Source organism: Streptomyces sp. NPDC020681 (assembly GCF_044334895.1).
GTDB lineage: Bacteria > Actinomycetota > Actinomycetes > Streptomycetales > Streptomycetaceae > Streptomyces.
The window spans coordinates 391422-409424 of the sequence record NZ_JBIRTX010000007.1; the positions used below are offsets into that span (position 1 = coordinate 391422).

Genomic DNA, 18003 nt, shown 5'->3' on the forward strand with positions numbered 1-18003 from the left:
ATGGACCCCAGAGTCATTTACGTCCACGGCAATGGCAACAAAGTCCGATCGGAACTGCTCAAGTCGCAATGGGACAGGGCTCTTTTCGGCAGAGACATGGGCGAGATCTCGCGCATGGCGTACTGGGCTCCGCTCCGGTACGAATCGCCGCTTCCTGATTCCCAGTCGGATCCGATGGACGGCGCACCCGAGGAAACCGAGGGTGCGCAGGAGCCCGTGGAGGTCGAGGCCGCCGAGGAGTTTGTCGCGAGGACCTTCTACGAGGCACGGTTCGAAGTCGGCGACATCGCGCCGGAAGGCACGCCCGGAACCGGCGGTACGAAGGACGCGCTCGGCGGCTGGCTGCGGGACATGACGTATCTCGCGGACACGCTCGCCGAGACCGAGGAGACCGAGCCTCCACTGGAGGAGGCGTTGCCGCTGCCTCGGTCGGTCCGAAAGTCGGTGTTCCGGACACTCGTCAAGCACACCTTCAAGGACGTGCACGCCTATTTCTTCGGCGGCGCGGGGCCGGCGATACGCGAGGTCGTCGAGGAGGCCCTGGAGGGCCTGGACGGCGTTCCCGTCGCGGTGGTCGGGCACAGCCTCGGCTCCATCGTCGCCTACGAGGTGCTGGCGGAGCGGCAGCAGGAGGTGGAGCTCTTCGTCACCGTGGGCTCGCCGCTCGCGATCAGCGAGATCCAGGACCATCTGGCGCGGCCACCGGCGGTTCCGGCCGGCGTGCGGGCCTGGCGCAACGCCTCGGACCTGCGGGATCTGGTGGCCCTGGACCACACGCTGCGGCCGGAGTACGCGCCGGCCGAGCGGGTCACCGACCTGCTGGTGCGGAACGACAGCGAGAACCATCACGGCATCACCGAGTACCTCACACATCCTCAGGTCAGAGAGGCATTCCACGCGATGTTCGGCCATCCGACAGGTCCATAGAGCCGTCTTGCAGGTACATAAACAGGATGGAAACATGACAAGTAGGAGTTAGTCCGTCTCGTGCTCCTCAGGGGCGGCTGGGTAGGTGCGGCATGCCGTTGACCGAAACGGAATGGGACCTTGTGACCATGTGGGTACGGGAGTACCTGCTCGACACCACCGATCCGCACACCCAGCTCGTCCAGTACGGCTTCTCCGCGGAATTCGTCTCCGAACTTCCGCTGACGGCGGTCAGCGCGGAGAATGCCCGAGCACTCGTTCAAGCTTCACGCAAAGACATCCGGGGCCAGCTCGGACTCGTCGAGAAAGTCGCCACGGTCGACCGGCTTTCCGTACTCCCGGAAGTATCCAAAGCTCTTGAATTCCGGGACCGGCTCCGCGAGGACTGCCGGGCCCACGCGTCTCAGGACAATTTCCGCACCTGCGTCCTCAAGAACGGGACCGAGGTCTTCATCGACCGGCAGAGTCTGCGCGAGACACTGCGCACCTTCGTCGACGACCCCGAGAAATCCGTACTGCTGGTCGACGGCGACCCGGACAGCGGCAGGTCGTACTCGTACAACCTCATCCGCCATATCGGCCAGCACTACGGATTCCGTCCGGCGCGGGTCACGCTGTCGCACACCTCCACCGCGGACAAGGTCGTGCGCCGTCTCGCGGAATTCGTCGCCGATCCGCGCGCGGGAATCTCGCCGCTGAACCCGACGGAACTCAATGACCTGCTGCCGTCGATCGACGACGCCGTGCACTGGGTGGTCGGCAGGGCGACCGCAGCCGAGGACCGGTTCTGGCTGGTCCTCGACGAGTGCGACAAGCTCGACCCCAGCTCCGACGTGTGGGACTTCATCGGCCAACTCGCCCTCGCCATCTACGAACACGCCGCCGTACGAGGCGACCAGGCGCCCCGTCTCGTACTCCTCGGCTACGGGCCCGCGATGCGCCAGCTGCCGTACGACCTGCGCGGAAGCGTCTGCTGGGACACGGCCCGGGTCGCCGAACCCGCCGATCTGCGCAACTTCTTCGACCAGTACTTCCACGAATCCCCGCCCGGATTCCTCGGTACCGGAGAGCCCGAGGAAGCCACGATCGCCGAACTCGTGGACGTCGCCGTCCAAGAGGTGCTGCGCGCCACGGAAACCGACGCCAACGGCGACAGCTATATGCGGAAGATCTGCACGGCAGCGGAGGGGGCCATCCGTGTCTACCAGACCCTCTGAGGCGCGGGAGATCTTCACCGCCCGGCTGCGCGAGGAGCTCAGCGCCGGCGAGGACGGCGCGCAAGCCGTCTCGGACGTGCGCGGCGCCTACCGGGCGGCGGCCTGTCTGCTCACGCACTTCGATCCCATGCTGCTCCGGCTGCCCGGCGAGGACCGCCCGACCGGCGGCGCCGTCCTGGAGCTGCTCGACGACTGCACGACCATGGGCATGAAGGAGCAGGCGGTCTGGAGTCTCAAGTCGGATGTCCGGGACGAGGCGCTGCGGAGTCTCTCCGGGCCTCAGGCCGCCCGGAGCGCGCTGGAGTGCAACCGCGCCCAGTTCGAGGACGACCCGGGCCCTGAGGGCATCTGTCTGGCCTATCTCTCCGACAACAGGCCGTCGCTGAGCGGCCGTTCGGCCGACGAACTCGCCGACACGCTCCAGGCAGTGCTGTGGCTCGCGCGGGTACCTGGCATGACAGGGCTGCCGGACACGGACGACCTGCAGCACTCTCTGGAGCGGGCCCGGCTCCTGCAGCCGCTGGAACGTCTCGTGCAGGGGCCGTTTCAAGGGCGTACCCATGAACTCAACGAACTGCGCGACTACATCGGCCCGCCGGGCGATTCCGGAGACGAGGACGCCCGAGGTGCGCCCGTGCCGCCTCTGGTGATCCACGGCCCGGGCGGCATGGGCAAGAGCACCCTCCTCGCCAAGTTCCTCCTCGACAGCATCAACGACCTCGCCCCCGGCTTCCCTTTCGCGTACATCGACTTCGAGCGGCCCACGCTCTCGATCCACGAACCCGTCACGCTCATCGCCGAGGCCGCACGGCAGCTCGGCATCCAGTACCCGCCCCATCGCGCCGAGCTGGACGCGCTGGCGTACGAGTGCCAGCAGACGGCGCGCAGTCAGCGGGAGGGCCACGACCGGGTGACACAGCTGCACGAACTCGCCACCACCCGGTCCGTCCTGGGCCGCACTTCCTCGCAGGAGTTCCAGCTGCTGGCGACCGAGCGCGAGTCGGAACTCATCCGGCGAGCCGCCGACCTCCTGGTCCGGGCGGTGGCGTCGGCGGGCCAGGAGGATCCGTCGTTCGTCCTGGTCATCGACTCGTTCGAGGAGGCGCAGTACCGGGGTTCACCGGTACTGGGCCGGATGTGGACGATGTGCGTCTCGTTCCAGCAGCTCTTTCCGCGGCTTCGAGTCGTCATCTCCGGGCGGTCCTCCGTCGACCATCCGGCGCGTGCGATGACTCCGCGGGACATCGAGCTCCGCGAGCTCGATCCGGAGGCGTCCGTCGGCCTGCTGCAGTCCTGCGGCGTCGACGACCCGGACGTGGCACGGGTGTTGGCGGAGCGGGTCGGCGGGCATCCACTGAGCCTGAAGCTGGCGGCACGGGCCGCCGCTCTCGCCGGCGGCGAGGCCGGCCCGATGGGCGAACTGATCAGCAGCCTGCCGGCCCGCCGCCGGCAGTTCTTCCGCCGCGTCGACCAGATGCTCGTGCAGGGCATCCTGTACGACCGGATCCTCAACCACATCGCTGACCAGGACGTACGCCGTCTCGCGCATCCCGGGCTGGTGCTCCGGATCATCAATCCCGAGATCATCAAGGATGTACTCGCCGAGCCGTGCGGCCTGCGCGTGGAGACCCTCGACGACGCCCGGAACCTCTTCGACGAGCTCTCCCGGCTCGACCTGGTGGAGCCGGCCGGCCCAGGTGCCGTACGGCACCGCACCGACGTACGCGCCATCATGCTGCGCCTGCCCGGCGGCGACCGGACCGATGTGATGCGCACCGTCGAACAGCGCGCGGTCGACTACTACGCCGCGCGGGACGGTCTCGAGGCGCGCGCCGAGGAGATCTACCACCGGCTGCGGCTCAACGAGAACCCGCGATCGGTGGAGGAGCGGTGGCTGCCCGGCGTCGAGCAGTTCCTGACCGGCGCGCAGGAGGACATGACACCGAGGGCCGCCGGGCTGCTGAAAGCGAAGCTCGGAGGTCTCGGCGGCGACGTCACCGACCATGTCATGGAGGGCGCCGACCAGGAGGACTGGGAGCGCATCGCCGCACGCGAGGTGGAGGATCTGCTGGCTCAGGGCTTCACCGAGGCGGCGTTCGTACGGCTCGGTGAACGCCGGCCGTGGACACCGTGCAGTCCGCTGCACTCACTGCTCGCCGAGACGCTGAACAGGCTGGGACGGCAGGACGAGGCCCGTGCGGCAGCGTCGGACGCCATCGCCTCCGCGCAGGGCGGGGGATGCGAGGAACGGCAGCTGGAGCTGCTGCTGCTCTCCGCCCGGCTAGCCGAGGACGCGGACGACCCGGCGAGCGCGGACCGGGACTTGCGGATGGCGGAGGACATCGCCGTGGCACTCGGCCAGGATCTCGAAGCCATGGGTGCGCTGCTGGCCCGCGCCCGGCTGGCCGCAGGCGCGGAGGTCCCCGATTCCGAGGCCGACAGCCGGCTCGCGCAGCGGCTGCGGGTGCTGCCGGACGACGTACTCGCCGACCAGCCCGCACTCGTACGGGCCGTCGCCTCGCAGGTCTATGTGAACGATCCCGCCGCACTGGAGCATGCGCTGGAGGTCGTGGGACTGCCTGCGGACGACGAGGCGCTGGAGACCCTGGGGGCGGCGATATGCCGTGCGGCCTCCCGGCAGCCGGCGCTGCTCGTCGCGCTGATGGACATCCTCGGCGACGCCGCGGGCCCTTCCCAGCCGCAGGCGTGCGGCGCCGGGCCCTCCGACACCACCGGAATCCTGCGGCTGGCCCGCGACCGCGGCACGCTCGACGCAGTCGCCCGCCGGCTGCTGGCCGTACCGGACGAGAGCGGTGAGATCGCGGCCGGCGTGGCCGCCGCAATGGGCGCGGGCGCGATGGGCCGTGCAAGGGCTACGCGCGAGGAGGCGTCATGACCGCGTATCTCACGCCGGACGAGATCCTCCAGGTGCGGGACGCGGCCCTGGAGACCGGGCTCGCCGACCCCATGGTCCGGCCGCTGCTGTTCGACGGCATCATGCCCAAGTACCGCGGCACGCTGCCGCTGCTGCCCGCGCCCGGGCGGCAGGTGCACTCGGATCTCAACGAGATGAACCGTGTCGAGCGGCTCGTGGACGGTTCGGTGCCGCTGGAGATCTGGCTGCGCAATGCCGTCGCCCAGACCACCGAGGCCGCGCCGCTCGCACTGTTTCAACGGTCCCTGGACGACGTGGCCCGCAGCGCGGGCGGCGAGCCGGACATCGTGGCCGCGATGCCCGCCGCGGAGCTCAAGGAGCAGATCGTCCACCGCGACGACACCGTCCCTTTCGGCTTCCTCCGAGGCGGCGATCTCGCGGGAACGGCAGTCGCCCGCATCAAGGTGCCGCCGTACGAGTCGGGCGAGCCGCTCCAGCCGAACGGATTCCCGCACTCCGGCACCGGCTGGCTCATCGCCCCGGCCCTGCTCATCACCAACCACCATGTGGTCAACGCCCGGGCGGGCACCGGCACGAGCCGGCCGCAGGCGGCCGCCGACGACCTGCTCCTGCAGGCACGGCACGCCCGCGCGCGATTCGACTACGACACCGACGACGTGGAGACCGAAGAGGCGGCCATCGCCGAACTCGTCGCCGCGGACGCCGAACTCGACTACGCGATCCTGCGGTTGACCGCCGAGCCGTCACGCCCCGTGCTGAAGCTGACGAGGAAACCGCTCACGGTCGCCGATGGCGATGTGGTGGCCGTCAACATCATCCAGCACCCCGGCGGCCAGCCGAAGCGCGTCGCCCTGCGCAACAACCTCGTCTACGCGGCGGACGAGAACGACGTCCGCTACTTCACCGACACCCGGGGCGGCTCCTCCGGCTCTCCCGTCCTCACGGACGACTGGAGAGTGGTCGCGCTGCACCGGGGCACGCGGCGCGTGGAGGACGTGATGTTCCAGGGCAGGACGGCGGCCTTCGTCAATGTGGGCACCCAGATGGACACCGTCATGCGCCATCTCGCGGCGAACAGCCCCGCCGTCCACGCCGAGATCGAGTCGGCACAAGGCGATTGACGCAATGGGATCGGATCAACGGAATCGACTCAAGGGATCGAGGAGACCGATATGGGCAGTCGCAGCAGGTCACCGGTGGCCACCGACCCCGGGCAGGTCTTCACGGACCTGCGCGAGGTCGCGCAACGCGTACGGGACGGACTGTGGCAGGAAGTCCCGGAGTCGGCGCAGGAGTTGCCCGCCGACGAGCGGCCGGCCGAGCAGCTGTCGCAGCTCGCCCAGCAGGAGCGGGACCGTGTGCTGTCGGCAGGGGCCGACGGTCTGGAGAAGCTCGCCGACGGACGTACGGACGAGATCAGCGACGACGAGGCCTTCGGCATGGAGGCCATCGTCCTGCTGGAGGGCCGGCCCGCCATCCTCGTCCAGAACCAGGACTTCGCCTCGCAGGCGGGCGACTGGGCGGTCCTGGACGGCCACCGGGCGGCGATCCGTGAGTCGATCGCGCGCGTCGGCCGCGTCGAGGTATCGGGTCACGCCAGCCTCGACTGGGTCGGCACCGCCTTCCTCGTGGGCCCCGACGTCGTCATGACCAACCGTCATGTGGCGGCCGAGTTCGCGCTCGGCGACGGTGCCGGCTGGGCCTTCCGGCAGGGCATGGGCGCCAGGATCGACATGGCCGAGGAGTACGGCGCACCCGCGACGGACGCCGGGCCCGCGGCGGACGGCGTGCTCGCGGTGGACGGCGGGCCCGCCTTCGAGATCGCCGAGGTGCTCGGCATCCACGAGGACGTCGACATGGCCCTGCTGCGCGTCGCACCGGCCGCGGCCGGCACCGCACTGCCGGCCCCGCTCGCGGTGGCCGCCGACGCGCCCGCCGAGCTGACCGGACACCCTGTGTACTGCGTGGGCTACCCCGCGTACGACGGCCGCCGCAACGAACCTGAATCGATGCGCCGGATCTTCATGGACATCTACAACGTCAAGCGCCTCCAGCCCGGCACCACTACCGAGTTCCGTCCCGAGCGGACCGTCGTCATGCACGACTGCTCCACGCTCGGCGGCAACAGCGGCTCGCCGGTCTTCGACCTCATGGACCACCGCGTACTCGGCCTCCACTTCGGCGGCCGCTACGGCTTCGGGAACTACGCCGTACCGCTCTGGCAGCTGGTCGACGATCCGCTGCTGCGCCGGGCCGCGGTCAACTTCGTCTGACCGCCGTGCTGGGCCCGCCGGCCGGGCCGGGCCTGGCCATTACAGGGAGTGAGCTGGCAGGATCGCCCCCATGCCCCCGGCTCTCACCCCCATCAGCCGCCGCCGCGCCCTTCAGGCCTCGGCGGCCGCCCTCGTGGCGCTCGGGCTGCTGCTGTGGTGGCTGCCGCCGATCGGCGAGTCGACGCCGCGCGGATCGATCACCTTCAGTACGGGATCGCAGAACGGCGTCTACCAGCGGTACGGAGTGCTGCTGAAGGAGGCGCTGGCCCGCGATCTTCCCGACGTGGACATAGACCTGGAGCTCAGCGAGGGATCGCAGCAGAATCTCGCGCGCGTGGCGGCAGGCGAGGCCGACTTCACCATCGCCACCGCCGACGCCGTGGCCAAGTACAAGCGGGACGGTAAGCCGGGCGCGGAGCGGCTGCGGGGCTGTGCGCGGCTGTACGACGACTATGTCCACATCGTCGTGCCCAGGGACTCGGCGCTGGACACGATCGAGGATCTGCGTGGCAAGAAGGTCGGCGTCGGCCAGGAGGGGTCCGGCGTGCGGCTGGTCGCCGAGCGGCTGCTGATCGCATCCGGCATCGACCCGGAGCGCGGCATCACCCCGGTCCCGGCCGGCATAGACACCGTCCCGGGCCAGCTGGAGCGCGGTGAGCTGGACGCCTTCTTCTGGTCGGGCGGGCTGCCGACCAACAGCGTGCAGAAACTGTCCGAGCGCTTCCAGATCCGGCTTGTCCCGGTGGAGGCCGAAGTCGTCGAGCGGCTGCACATCACCAGCGACGCGACCAGCTACTACCGCCCGTCCGTGATGCCTCCGGACGCCTATCTGCAGGCGCAGAGCGGACTTCCCGTCCCGACGATGGCGGTGGCGAACCTGCTGGTGACCACCGACCGGATGGATCCGGCGATGGCCGAGGGCTTCACGCGTACGGTGATCAAGAGCCGGGACCGCATCGGCACAACCGTCCACCCGGCGCAGCTGGTGGATCTGCGGACGGCGGTATACACCGATCCGCTCACGCTGCACGAAGGGGCCCGGCGCTACTACAGCTCGTCCAAGCCATGAGCGACGGCTCGTCCTGGGCATGAGCCGAGGGCTCGTCCGAGCCATGGCCGTACGAGCAGCGTCAGGCCATCGGTGACGCAGGCGACAGGTCGGCCTTCGGAGAGGTACGCGGGACGCTGACCGTCACCTTCAGCCCCTGCGGCTCGTGGTGCGCGTACGCGATCGATCCGCCGCCCGCCGACAGCAGCGCGCGCGTGATGGACAGGCCGAGGCCCGAACCCTTGATGTTCTGATGGCGGCCGCTGCGCCAGAAGCGGTCGCCGATGCGGGACAGCTCCTCGTCGGTCAGCCCCGGGCCGCAGTCGGTGATCACGATCGTCGACGTGTCTCCGTTGGAGCCGACCGCGACAACGACCTCCTCGCCGCTCGGCGTGAACTTCAGAGCGTTGTCGATCACCGCGTCCAGGGCGCTGGAGAGCGCGATCGGATCGGCCCAGGCGGTCACCGCGGCCCCGTGTTCGGTGAGCCGGACGCCCTTCTCGTCGGCGAGCGGACGCCAGGCGGCGATCCGCTCGGCCGCCAGCTCGCCGATGTCGGTGAGCTGGAGATCCGTTGCGGAATGCTCCGCCAGCGCCAGGTCCAGCAGGTCGTCCAGAACCTGGGCGAGGCGCTTGCCCTCGGTGCGGACCGAGGCGATCTCCTCGTTCCCCTCGGGCAGTTCGAGCGCGAGGAGCTCGATGCGCAGGAGCAGTGCGGCGAGCGGGTTGCGCAGTTGGTGGGAGGCGTCGGCGACAAAGGCCCGCTGCTGCTCCAGCACGTCCTCGACGTTGTCGGCCATCTCGTTGAACGAGCGGGCCAGGCGTCTGAGCTCCGGCGGTCCGCCGGCCGCCGCGACCCGGGAGTTCAGCTGCCCGGTCGCGATGTCGTGGGTGGCCGCGTCCAGGACCCGTACGGGCCGCAGCACCCAGCCGGTCAGACGGACGGCGGCGCCGACGGCGAGCAGCATCGCCGCGCTCTCGCCCGCGCCGATCAGCAGCCAGCCGCGCAGCACACGGGAGCGCAGCTGGCCGGTGGGCGAATCGGTGAACACGACGGCCATGACGTCCCCGTCGCGTACGACGGGTGAGGCGACGACCAGCCTTCCGTCCTGCTGCCACGGCCAGACCTGCGGAGGGTCCTGGCTGCGCCGCCCCGACAGGGCGTCCTTGAAGGCCTCTCGGCCCTCGCCCTCCGGCGGCACGGACCAGTCCGCGGGCGCCTGAGCCATGGTGTCGCCGTCGCGGTAGAAGACGCCCGCCTTGATGCCGTACGTCTCGCTGTACCGCTCGAGCTGCTGTCGCAGCGTGGAGCGCCGCTCGTCGAGACCCGAGCTTTCGGTGACGAACTGCGCGAGCGCCGCGAAGCGCACCGTGTCGTCGATCCGGTCGACGACGACGCGCTGCTGCTCCGCCGCCGCGAGGCTCACGGCCAGCGGGAAGCCGAGCGCGAGCAGCACGCCGGCCATGAGCACGATGAGCAGCGGGAGAAGTCGGGTACGCACCGGGGTTTTCGGGCCTTACACGCCGGCCGGCGCGACAAGCCGGTAGCCGACGCCGCGCACGGTCTCGATCAGCGCCGGCATCCGGAGCTTGGAGCGCAGGGACGCCACATGCACCTCGAGCGTGCGGCCGGTCCCCTCCCAGCTGGTGCGCCAGACCTCGCTGATGATCTGCTCCCGGCGGAAGACGACGCCCGGCCGCTGGGCGAGCAGCGCCAGCAGGTCGAACTCCTTGCGGGTGAGCTGCACCGCGGCGCCGTCGACGCTGACCCGGCGGGTGGGCAGTTCGATGGTGACCGGGCCGAGCCGCAGCGCCTGGTCGTCGCCGGACGCGGCCGTCTCGTCCCCGGCCGAGTTGCGCCGGCTGACGGCGTGGATACGGGCCAGCAGCTCACCGGTGTCGTACGGCTTGACGACATAGTCGTCGGCGCCGAGGTTGAGCCCGTGGATCCGCGAGCGTACGTCGGCCCGCGCGGTGACCATGATCACCGGGGTCGATGTGAGCTTCCGGAGCTTGCCGCACACCTGGTAGCCGTCCTGGTCGGGCAGGCCCAGATCGAGGAGTACGACTCCGAAGGGCGGCTTGTTCGGATGCGCGGCGGGCAGCACGGCGTGCAGCGCCTCCTCGCCGTTGCGGGCGTGCACCACTTCGAAGCCGTGGCGGGCGAGCACCGCGGACAGGGCGGCTGCGACATGGTCGTCGTCCTCGACGAGCAGCAGTCTCATGGCCCCCCTCTTGTGGTTCTGCGGTCTGCGGTCTGCGGTCTGCGGTCTGCGGTCGTCGGCGTGCGTACCAGGGCATCAAGGCTGATTCCCGCCCGGACAGTCAAGGGCCTTCCCGATACATGCCCGTTTCCGTTACGCACCCGGTACGCCGTTCGGCATCCTGTTCACGCATAGTGTCAGGCCGCGGCCGGATCGTTATGCTCAATTTCCCCTCAGATGTAATGACGCTGGTCGCACCGCGTGATTAGGGTCCTCCCAACCGAGGAGGACGGAGCTGTAAGCCGATGAGCGGAGTGTCAGTGACCAAGGGCACCGAGGACGCCGTACCCGCGTCGGGCGACCTGGTCGTGCTGAGCAACGTCAACAAGCACTTCGGCGCGCTGCATGTGCTCCAGGACATCGACCTGACCATCGCCCGTGGCGAGGTCGTGGTCGTCATCGGACCCTCCGGGTCCGGTAAGTCCACGCTGTGCCGCACCATCAACCGCCTGGAGACGATCGACTCCGGCGCGATCTCGATCGACGGGAATCCGCTGCCCCAGGAGGGCAGGGAGCTGGCCCGGCTGCGCGCCGACGTCGGCATGGTCTTCCAGTCGTTCAACCTCTTCGCGCACAAGACCGTGCTGGAGAACGTCACGCTGGGCCAGGTCAAGGTCCGCAAGACGGACAAGAAGGCCGCCGAGGAGAAGGCGCGGTCGCTGCTCGACCGCGTCGGCGTCGGCTCGCAGGCCGACAAGTACCCGGCACAGCTCTCCGGTGGCCAGCAGCAGCGCGTCGCGATCGCACGGGCGCTGGCCATGGGCCCGAAGGTCATGCTCTTCGACGAGCCCACCTCGGCCCTGGACCCCGAGATGATCAATGAGGTTCTCGAGGTCATGCAGCAGTTGGCGCGGGATGGGATGACGATGGTTGTTGTCACCCACGAGATGGGCTTCGCCAGGTCCGCCGCCAACCGCGTCGTCTTCATGGCGGACGGCAAGATCGTCGAGGAGGCCACTCCGGACGAGTTCTTCAGCAATCCGCGCAGTGATCGTGCTAAGGACTTCCTGTCGAAGATCCTGCACCACTGACGACCGGCCGATCCTGCACCACTGACGACCGGCGATCCTGCACACCGACGACCGGCGCGACCGGCGAGTTACGACAAAAGGGATGTTCATCATGAAGCTGCAAAAGGCAAGCGCCGCGGCCGCCGCGGCCCTCGTCCTCGCCCTGACCGCGACCGCCTGTGGCGGCGACAGCGACTCGGGCAGTGACGGCGGCGGCAAGATCACCGTCGGCATCAAGTACGACCAGCCCGGCCTCGGTCTGAAGACCCCGGACGGCACCTTCTCCGGCTTCGACGTGGACGTCGCCACGTACGTCGCCAAGGAGCTCGGCTACGACGCCAAGGACATCACCTTCAAGCAGGCGCCCAGCGCCGAGCGCGAGAACCTGATCAAGAACGGTGACGTCAAGTTCGTCGTCGCCAGCTACTCGATCAACGACAAGCGCAAGGCCGAAGTCGACTTCGCCGGACCGTACTTCCTGGCCCACCAGGACCTGCTGGTCCGCACGGACGACAACTCCATCACCAAGGCCACCGACCTCAACAAGAAGAAGCTGTGCTCGGTGACCGGCTCCACCTCGGCCCAGAACGTCAAGGAAAAGCTGGCGCCCGAGGCGGACCTGCAGGAGTTCGGCGGCTACTCGGAGTGCCTGACCGGTCTGGAGAACAAGGCCGTCGACGCGCTGACGACCGACAACTCCATCCTGGCCGGCTACGCCGCGCAGAAGGAGCACCAGGGCAAGTTCAAGCTGGTGGGCCTCAACCTGAGCAACGAGAACTACGGCATCGGCCTGAAGAAGGGCGACAAGGACCTTCAGACGAAGATCAACGCCGCCCTGAAGAAGATGGTCGACGACGGCTCCTGGGACAAGTTCGTGCAGAAGAACTTCGGCCCGGCCAACTACAAGAACGAGCCTGCACCGCAGATCACTGAAGGCAGCTGAGTCAGCGGAGGCGCGCCGCCGGCCGATGCCGGCGGCGCGCTCCACCAGCCAACCCTGGGAGAGCGCGGGGCAACGTGTTCGATTTTCTTGATTCTGGGCAGTACGACCTGCTCGGCGCCTTCTGGGTGACGGTTCAACTCACCCTGTACTCGGCCATCGGATCCCTGATCTGGGGCACGATCCTGGTCGCCATGCGGGTAAGCCCGGTCCCGCTGATGCGGGGCTTCGGCACCATTTACGTCAACTGCGTCCGTAACACCCCCTTGACAGTGATCATCATCTCCTGCTCGCTGGTCCTGAACCAGACGCTGGGATTCAAGATGGGCGCAGACAACTTCAAGGACATCGGCTTCCGGCTCGCCGTCCTCGGCTTCATCGCCTACACCGGCACCTTCGTCTGCGAGGCGCTGCGGTCCGGCATCAACACCGTGCCCGTCGGACAGGCGGAGGCGGCCCGCGCGCTGGGACTGAACTTCTTCCAGGTGCTGACCCTCATCGTGCTCCCGCAGGCATTCCGCTCGGTCGTCGCACCGCTGGCGAACGTACTGATCGCGCTGACGAAAAACACCACCGTGGCAGCGGCGATCGGTGTCGCCGAGGCCGCACTGCTGATGAAGGAAATGCTCGAGAACGAGGCCGACGCGCTCTTCGCCGTCTTTGCAGTCATCGCCTTCGGATTCATCGTTCTGACCCTCCCGACCGGCCTGATCCTGGGCTGGGTGGCCAAGCGTGTGGCGGTGAAGCGATGACCTCCGTTCTCTACGACGCCCCCGGGCCTCGCGCCAAGCGGCGGAACATCCTCTTCACGATCCTGTTCCTGGTCGCGCTCGGGCTCGTCATCTGGTGGGCGCTGTCGCTCATGGCCGACAAGGGCCAGCTGGCGGCGGACAAGTGGAGTCCGTTCGTCACGGACTCCGAGGTGTGGTCGACCTACCTGCTGCCTGGTCTCTGGCTAACCGTGAAAGCGGCGGCGTTCGCCATCGTGATCGCGCTGCCGCTCGGTGCGATCCTCGGCATCGGCCGGCTCTCCGAGCACCGGTGGATCCGCGTTCCGGTGGGTGCCGTCGTCGAGTTCTTCCGCGCCATCCCCGTGCTGATCCTGATGTTCTTCGCCCAGGCGATGTTCGTCCAGTTCACGGACATCGAGTCGGAGATCCGGCCGATGTACGCGGTGGTGACCGGCCTGGTGCTCTACAACGCCTCGGTCATCGCCGAGATCGTGCGGGCAGGCATCCTCTCCCTGCCGTCCGGCCAGACCGACGCCGCGAAGGCGATCGGTATGCGCAAGGGCCAGACCATGTCGTACGTACTGCTGCCGCAGGCGGTCACGGCGATGCTTCCGGCCCTCGTCAGCCAGACCGTGGTGATCGTCAAGGACACCGCCCTGGGCGGCGCCTTGCTCGGCCTCGCCGAGCTGATGTCGCAGTACCGCACGATCCCGGCGAACTACGGCGCGAACACCATCGCCACGCTCACCGTGATCGCGCTGATCTTCATCGCACTGAACTACCTGCTCACCAGCGCCGCGAGTTGGCTGGAGGGCCGGGCGCGCCGGACGAAGAAGGGCACCGGAGCGGTCCTCGGAGCGGACGACGTCCAGGAGCTCAACGCCCCGGGCCACGTGACGGACCACGCCAGCGGCGGTATCGCGGGCGCTGACGGATCCCTCTAGGCAGAACACGAGAGACAGCGGCGGGTGGCAGCAGGAATGCCACCCGCCGTTTCTTGTGCACCGGAGAGGGCCGGAGCTGACGGATACTCAACCTGCAGACGGAGCGCGGGGCAGTGACGCACGCGCCACTGCGTGCGCCGCTTGACGCAAGCACTCGCAGTAGGTTGCATACGTTCTGTGATCGCGCACCGGGCTCCCCTCGCACCTTTCCGCACAACCCTTCGGGCCCCAGGAGTCACGCCGTGGACCCGGTGATCATCGTGGGCGCGGGACCGGTCGGTCTCGCGCTCTCGCTGGCCCTTGCGCAGCAAGGCGTCCCTTCTGTGGTGCTCGACGAGAGTCCCGGCAAGGAAGGGCCACGACCTGCCCGCACGGTGGTGCTGCGGTCCGATATGGCCGCGATGGTGGAGCGGCTCGGCTGCACCACCCTCCGTGACGAAGGGGCACGCTGGACCGGCTGGCGCTCCATGCGGCGCAAGCAGGACGTACGGCAGCTGGCACTAGGCGTCGACGAGACGCCCGCGCCGCTGCACATCCCGCAGCACGCGCTGGCTCGTGGTCTGCGGAACGCCGTGAGCAGCGAGCCGCTGATCAAGCTGGTCACCGAGAGCCGCGTCGACTCACTGGAGCAGGATGCGCGCGGAATCACGGTCCACACCCGCGGGCCGGAGGCGACATGGTGGCGCGGCAGCCATCTGGTCGGCTGCGACGGAGCCAGGTCGACGATCCGCAAACTCCTCGGCATCCGCTTCCCGGGCCGTACGGCGGTGGAGCGGCATGCCGTCGCCACCTTGCGCACCGAACTCCCGTGGCCCGACGAGGCGTTGCTGCACCGTCAGCCGCCTTGGCGGACCGGTGGCGAGGAGGTCACCGCCCGGCCGCTGCCGGATGACGTCTGGCGGCTGGACTGGCTGCTGCCGCCACGCGGCGAACTGGTCACGCCCGACACCCTGGTGGCCCGCGTCCGGGACACGCTCGCCGGCTGGTGCGGCGGGACGCCTCCGTACGAGCTCCTGGACACCGGGGTCTACACGCTGCACCACCGGCTTGCGCGGCGCTGGCGGGTGGACCGGGCCTTCCTCGCGGGCGACGCGGCGCACCTGCTCGGTGCACTCGGCACACAGGGGCTCGACGAGGGGCTGCGGGACGCCGACAACCTGGCGTGGAAGCTGGCGCACAGCTGGCACCACGGCATCTCCGAGCCGCTGCTGGACAGTTATCAGGCGGAACGGCGGGCCGCCGTCGCCTCCCGGCTGCGTGCCGCCGACCAGTCGCTGCCGATACTGCGCGGCGGCAGCGGGCTGCGCACGTATCTGCCGGGTGCCGCGCGCGGCCACGACATCCTGCTCACCGACGGCCACCTGGGGCACGGCCCGCTGGGTGCGCCCCCCGTCTACACGCACTCTCCTCTCGCACCCGGGTACGCCCCTTCGCAGACCTTCGTCGGCACCGAGGCGGGCGCTCCGGTCTCGGACGTGCGGGTGACGACGCCGGACGGGACGAGCGCCCGGCTGCGGGACCGGCTGGGCCGCGGCCGGCTGCTGGTGATGCTGGTCGCGCCGGGTACAGGGGTGTGGGACCGGCGGCACTGGATGACCGCGGGAGTGATGCCACGGCTGGCGGCTGCGGTGACCGCACTGCCGGTACGTGCCGAGCTGCTGGTGACAGAGAGCTATCCGGGTGCGTCGGCGCACACGGTGCTGCTGGTGCGGCCGGACGGGCACCTGGTCGCGGCGTTCGCCGGAGTGCGGCCCGCGGAGCTGTACTCGGCGGCGGACGCGGCGCGCGGCGGGGCTCCCGGATCTCCGTCAGCGGTCCGTAGTGACCGCACTGCGGACATCAATTGACCCTCGAGGACCCGCATGGTGTACTCCGGAGCGTGACCGACACCGATGTGCGCCTGTGGCGGAGGGTCCATATGGACCTCGTCCGCTATGCGGGCTGCGTGTGTCGCCCGTCCTGCTGATTCGCCTCTTCCCCGCGCTGTGGGCCGCCGTGCCTGCGCGCTCTCCAGCGAACTCCCAGGACGGTTCCCGTGTCCCAGTCTCTCTCCGCGGCTGTCACCACCCGTGATCCGAGCGCGCCGACCGCCGCCGATCTGCTCGACTTCGTGCGGCGCTCCGCCGCCGACAAAGAACTCATCGCCTCGCTGCCGCTCGACCCCGAAGGCCGTACCTGGGTACGGCTCGAAGGTCCGGGCGGCAGTGAGGCCTGGCTGATCGCCTGGCCGCCGGGCACGGGCACCGGCTGGCACGACCACGCCGAGTCGCACGGCGCGTTCGCCACCGCCGCCGGAGAGCTGAAGGAGAACTCGCTCGCCGTACGTCTGCCGGCAAGCGGCTGGAAGACGCTGGAACTGCACGAAGGGGTCGACCGCGAACGGCGGTTGGGCGCGGGCCAGGGCCGGGCCTTCGGTCAGCACCATGTGCACGAGGTGCTCAACGAGTCGTTCACCGAGCACGCCGTATCGGTCCATGCGTACTACCCGCCGCTGCCGCTGATCCGCCGCTTCAGCCGCTCGGGCGCGGTGCTCCGGCTTGAGCAGGTCGAGCGACCGGAGGACTGGCAGTGAGCGACCGGATCGGGATCGACGAACTGCTGGAGCGGGTCCGGGAGGACCTGGACCGTGTGGAGCCGAAGCAGGCCTTCGAGGAGGCGGCGGACGGCGCGCTGCTGGTGGACATCCGGTACGCGGCCCTGCGCGACCGGGACGGTCTGATCCCCGGTGCGCTGGTGGTGGAGCGCAATGAACTGGAGTGGCGGCTGGACCCGCAGGGCAGCCACCGCGCGCCGGAGGCGGTCAGCCACGATCTGCGGGTCGTGGTGATCTGCAACGAGGGCTACGCCTCCTCGCTCGCGGCGGTCTCCCTGCGGCAGCTGGGCATCCACCGCGCGACCGACCTGATCGGCGGCTTCCAGGCCTGGAAGTCGGCGGGTCTGCCGGTCGAGGGGTAGAACCACACGGCGACAGGGAGGGGGCGAGCCTCCTGGGCGCTGGGCGCGGAAGTACGGGCGGGGCGCGGGCACGGGGCGACCTGGAGGCGCAAGTGCGCTGCGCGCGCACCGCCGGTCCGCGCGGGAGCCCGCGACGCACGCTCCGCATCGGCCCCGCTCGGGCCGAGCGACGGGAGCGACGGGAGCGACGGGAGGATCGGCCCGAGGATCGGCCGGACAGGCCCTAGAGGCCCCCGTCCCCGTCCAGGTCCTCCACGTCCTCGCCCTCCTCCTCCAGCGCGCGCTTGACCACTCGCAGCGCCATCCCCTCCGAGTAGCCCTTGCGGGCGAGCATGCCCGCGAGGCGCCGCAGGCGGCGGTCCCGTTCCAGGCCTCGGGTCGCTCGGAGTCTGCGGGCGACCAGCTCGCGGGCCGTCTCCTCCTCCTGGTCGGAGTCGAGCTGCCCCACCGCGTCGTCGATCAGCGCGGAGTCGACGCCCTTCGTGCGCAGCTCCCGCGCCAGCGCCCGCCGCGCGAGCCCACGGCCGTGGTGCCGGGACTCCACCCATGCGTCCGCGAAGGCCGCGTCATTGATCAGTCCCACGTCCTCGAAACGGGAGAGGACCTCCTCGGCCACCTCCGAGGGGATCTCCCGCTTGTGCAGCGCGTCCGCGAGCTGCTTGCGGGTGCGCGGGGTCCCGGTGAGCAGGCGCAGGCAGATCGCCCGCGCCCGCTCAACCGGATCCTGGGGCGACAGCTCCTTCTCGGCCCTCGACGAGTCGGCGCTGTCGCCCGGCCATTCGGTTCGCCGGGCCACCCG

General features: G+C 69.6%; 17 protein-coding genes. 14 read left to right on the forward strand and 3 right to left on the reverse strand.

Annotated elements, in window-relative coordinates; all coding sequences use genetic code 11:
• From ACH4YL_RS19980 to ACH4YL_RS20005, 6 genes are all read left to right on the forward strand, one after another.
• Positions 1-927 (forward strand): alpha/beta fold hydrolase, encoded by a 927-nt coding sequence (locus tag ACH4YL_RS19980; protein ID WP_398508699.1) that lies wholly within the window; start codon positions 1-3, stop codon positions 925-927.
• Between the two features lie 92 nt (positions 928-1019).
• On the forward strand, positions 1020-2144 hold the full coding sequence (locus ACH4YL_RS19985; protein ID WP_398508700.1) for a hypothetical protein: 1125 nt from the start codon (positions 1020-1022) through the stop codon (positions 2142-2144).
• On the forward strand, positions 2125-5040 hold the full coding sequence (locus ACH4YL_RS19990; RefSeq protein WP_398508701.1) for an ATP-binding protein: 2916 nt from the start codon (positions 2125-2127) through the stop codon (positions 5038-5040). Before ACH4YL_RS19985 ends, ACH4YL_RS19990 begins: the two co-directional genes overlap by 20 nt.
• Complete coding sequence (locus ACH4YL_RS19995) at positions 5037-6161, forward strand: trypsin-like peptidase domain-containing protein (RefSeq protein WP_398508702.1); 1125 nt, start codon at positions 5037-5039, stop codon at positions 6159-6161. Before ACH4YL_RS19990 ends, ACH4YL_RS19995 begins: the two co-directional genes overlap by 4 nt.
• A 51-nt stretch (positions 6162-6212) precedes the next feature.
• On the forward strand, positions 6213-7313 hold the full coding sequence (locus ACH4YL_RS20000) for a trypsin-like serine peptidase (RefSeq protein ID WP_398508703.1): 1101 nt from the start codon (positions 6213-6215) through the stop codon (positions 7311-7313).
• A 70-nt stretch (positions 7314-7383) separates the two neighbouring features.
• On the forward strand, positions 7384-8382 hold the full coding sequence (locus tag ACH4YL_RS20005) for a TAXI family TRAP transporter solute-binding subunit (protein WP_398508704.1): 999 nt from the start codon (positions 7384-7386) through the stop codon (positions 8380-8382).
• A gap of 61 nt (positions 8383-8443) precedes the next feature.
• Here ACH4YL_RS20005 and ACH4YL_RS20010 read toward each other — a convergent pair whose 3' ends face one another.
• Together ACH4YL_RS20010 and ACH4YL_RS20015 are read right to left on the reverse strand one after the other, a co-directional pair.
• Positions 8444-9862, reverse strand: coding sequence for a sensor histidine kinase (locus ACH4YL_RS20010; protein WP_398508705.1), 1419 nt, complete (start codon positions 9860-9862; stop codon positions 8444-8446).
• A gap of 15 nt (positions 9863-9877) precedes the next feature.
• Positions 9878-10585 (reverse strand): response regulator transcription factor, encoded by a 708-nt coding sequence (locus ACH4YL_RS20015; RefSeq protein ID WP_398508706.1) that lies wholly within the window; start codon positions 10583-10585, stop codon positions 9878-9880.
• Between the two features lie 284 nt (positions 10586-10869).
• On the opposite strand from ACH4YL_RS20015, the gene ACH4YL_RS20020 reads away from it, so the two are divergent.
• The 8 genes from ACH4YL_RS20020 (at position 10870) to ACH4YL_RS20055 (ending at position 17204) form a co-directional block, all read left to right on the forward strand.
• Entirely contained in the window at positions 10870-11655 is a 786-nt protein-coding gene (locus ACH4YL_RS20020; protein WP_398508707.1) for an amino acid ABC transporter ATP-binding protein, read from the forward strand.
• Between the two features lie 91 nt (positions 11656-11746).
• Positions 11747-12577: a glutamate ABC transporter substrate-binding protein gene (locus ACH4YL_RS20025; RefSeq protein ID WP_398508708.1), complete on the forward strand. Its 831-nt coding sequence runs from the start codon at positions 11747-11749 to the stop codon at positions 12575-12577.
• Between the two features lie 74 nt (positions 12578-12651).
• On the forward strand, positions 12652-13326 hold the full coding sequence (locus ACH4YL_RS20030; protein WP_398508709.1) for an amino acid ABC transporter permease: 675 nt from the start codon (positions 12652-12654) through the stop codon (positions 13324-13326).
• Positions 13323-14249 (forward strand): amino acid ABC transporter permease, encoded by a 927-nt coding sequence (locus tag ACH4YL_RS20035; protein ID WP_398508710.1) that lies wholly within the window; start codon positions 13323-13325, stop codon positions 14247-14249. The genes ACH4YL_RS20030 and ACH4YL_RS20035 overlap by 4 nt, the downstream gene beginning before the upstream one ends.
• Before the next feature lie 242 nt (positions 14250-14491).
• Positions 14492-16096, forward strand: a complete 1605-nt coding sequence (locus ACH4YL_RS20040; RefSeq protein WP_398508711.1) for an FAD-dependent monooxygenase — start codon at positions 14492-14494, stop codon at positions 16094-16096.
• 47 nt (positions 16097-16143) lie between these two features.
• Positions 16144-16215, forward strand: a complete 72-nt coding sequence (locus tag ACH4YL_RS20045) for a putative leader peptide (protein ID WP_309544753.1) — start codon at positions 16144-16146, stop codon at positions 16213-16215.
• 69 nt (positions 16216-16284) lie between these two features.
• Positions 16285-16821, forward strand: a complete 537-nt coding sequence (locus tag ACH4YL_RS20050; RefSeq protein ID WP_398508712.1) for a cysteine dioxygenase — start codon at positions 16285-16287, stop codon at positions 16819-16821.
• Positions 16818-17204 carry a rhodanese-like domain-containing protein gene (locus ACH4YL_RS20055; RefSeq protein WP_398508713.1) on the forward strand — a complete coding sequence of 129 codons (387 nt, stop codon included), beginning with the start codon at positions 16818-16820 and terminating at the stop codon, positions 17202-17204. Before ACH4YL_RS20050 ends, ACH4YL_RS20055 begins: the two co-directional genes overlap by 4 nt.
• Before the next feature lie 223 nt (positions 17205-17427).
• On the opposite strand, the gene recX is transcribed toward ACH4YL_RS20055, so the two are convergent.
• Positions 17428-18000 carry a recombination regulator RecX gene (recX, locus tag ACH4YL_RS20060; protein WP_398508714.1) on the reverse strand — a complete coding sequence of 191 codons (573 nt, stop codon included), beginning with the start codon at positions 17998-18000 and terminating at the stop codon, positions 17428-17430.
• Between the last annotated feature and the right edge of the window lie 3 nt (positions 18001-18003).

Excerpts from the sequence above, each read along its gene's own strand:
- ACH4YL_RS20035 (WP_398508710.1), top strand. The coding sequence starts at position 13,323 with ATGACCTCCGTTCTCTACGACGCCCCCGGGCCTCGCGCCAAGCGGCGG.
- ACH4YL_RS20005 (WP_398508704.1), top strand. The coding sequence starts at position 7,384 with ATGCCCCCGGCTCTCACCCCCATCAGCCGCCGCCGCGCCCTTCAGGCC.
- ACH4YL_RS19980 (WP_398508699.1), top strand. The coding sequence starts at position 1 with ATGGACCCCAGAGTCATTTACGTCCACGGCAATGGCAACAAAGTCCGA.
- ACH4YL_RS20015 (WP_398508706.1), bottom strand. The coding sequence starts at position 10,585 with ATGAGACTGCTGCTCGTCGAGGACGACGACCATGTCGCAGCCGCCCTG.
- ACH4YL_RS20020 (WP_398508707.1), top strand. The coding sequence starts at position 10,870 with ATGAGCGGAGTGTCAGTGACCAAGGGCACCGAGGACGCCGTACCCGCG.
- ACH4YL_RS19985 (WP_398508700.1), top strand. The coding sequence starts at position 1,020 with ATGCCGTTGACCGAAACGGAATGGGACCTTGTGACCATGTGGGTACGG.
- ACH4YL_RS20000 (WP_398508703.1), top strand. The coding sequence starts at position 6,213 with ATGGGCAGTCGCAGCAGGTCACCGGTGGCCACCGACCCCGGGCAGGTC.
- ACH4YL_RS20025 (WP_398508708.1), top strand. The coding sequence starts at position 11,747 with ATGAAGCTGCAAAAGGCAAGCGCCGCGGCCGCCGCGGCCCTCGTCCTC.
- ACH4YL_RS19995 (WP_398508702.1), top strand. The coding sequence starts at position 5,037 with ATGACCGCGTATCTCACGCCGGACGAGATCCTCCAGGTGCGGGACGCG.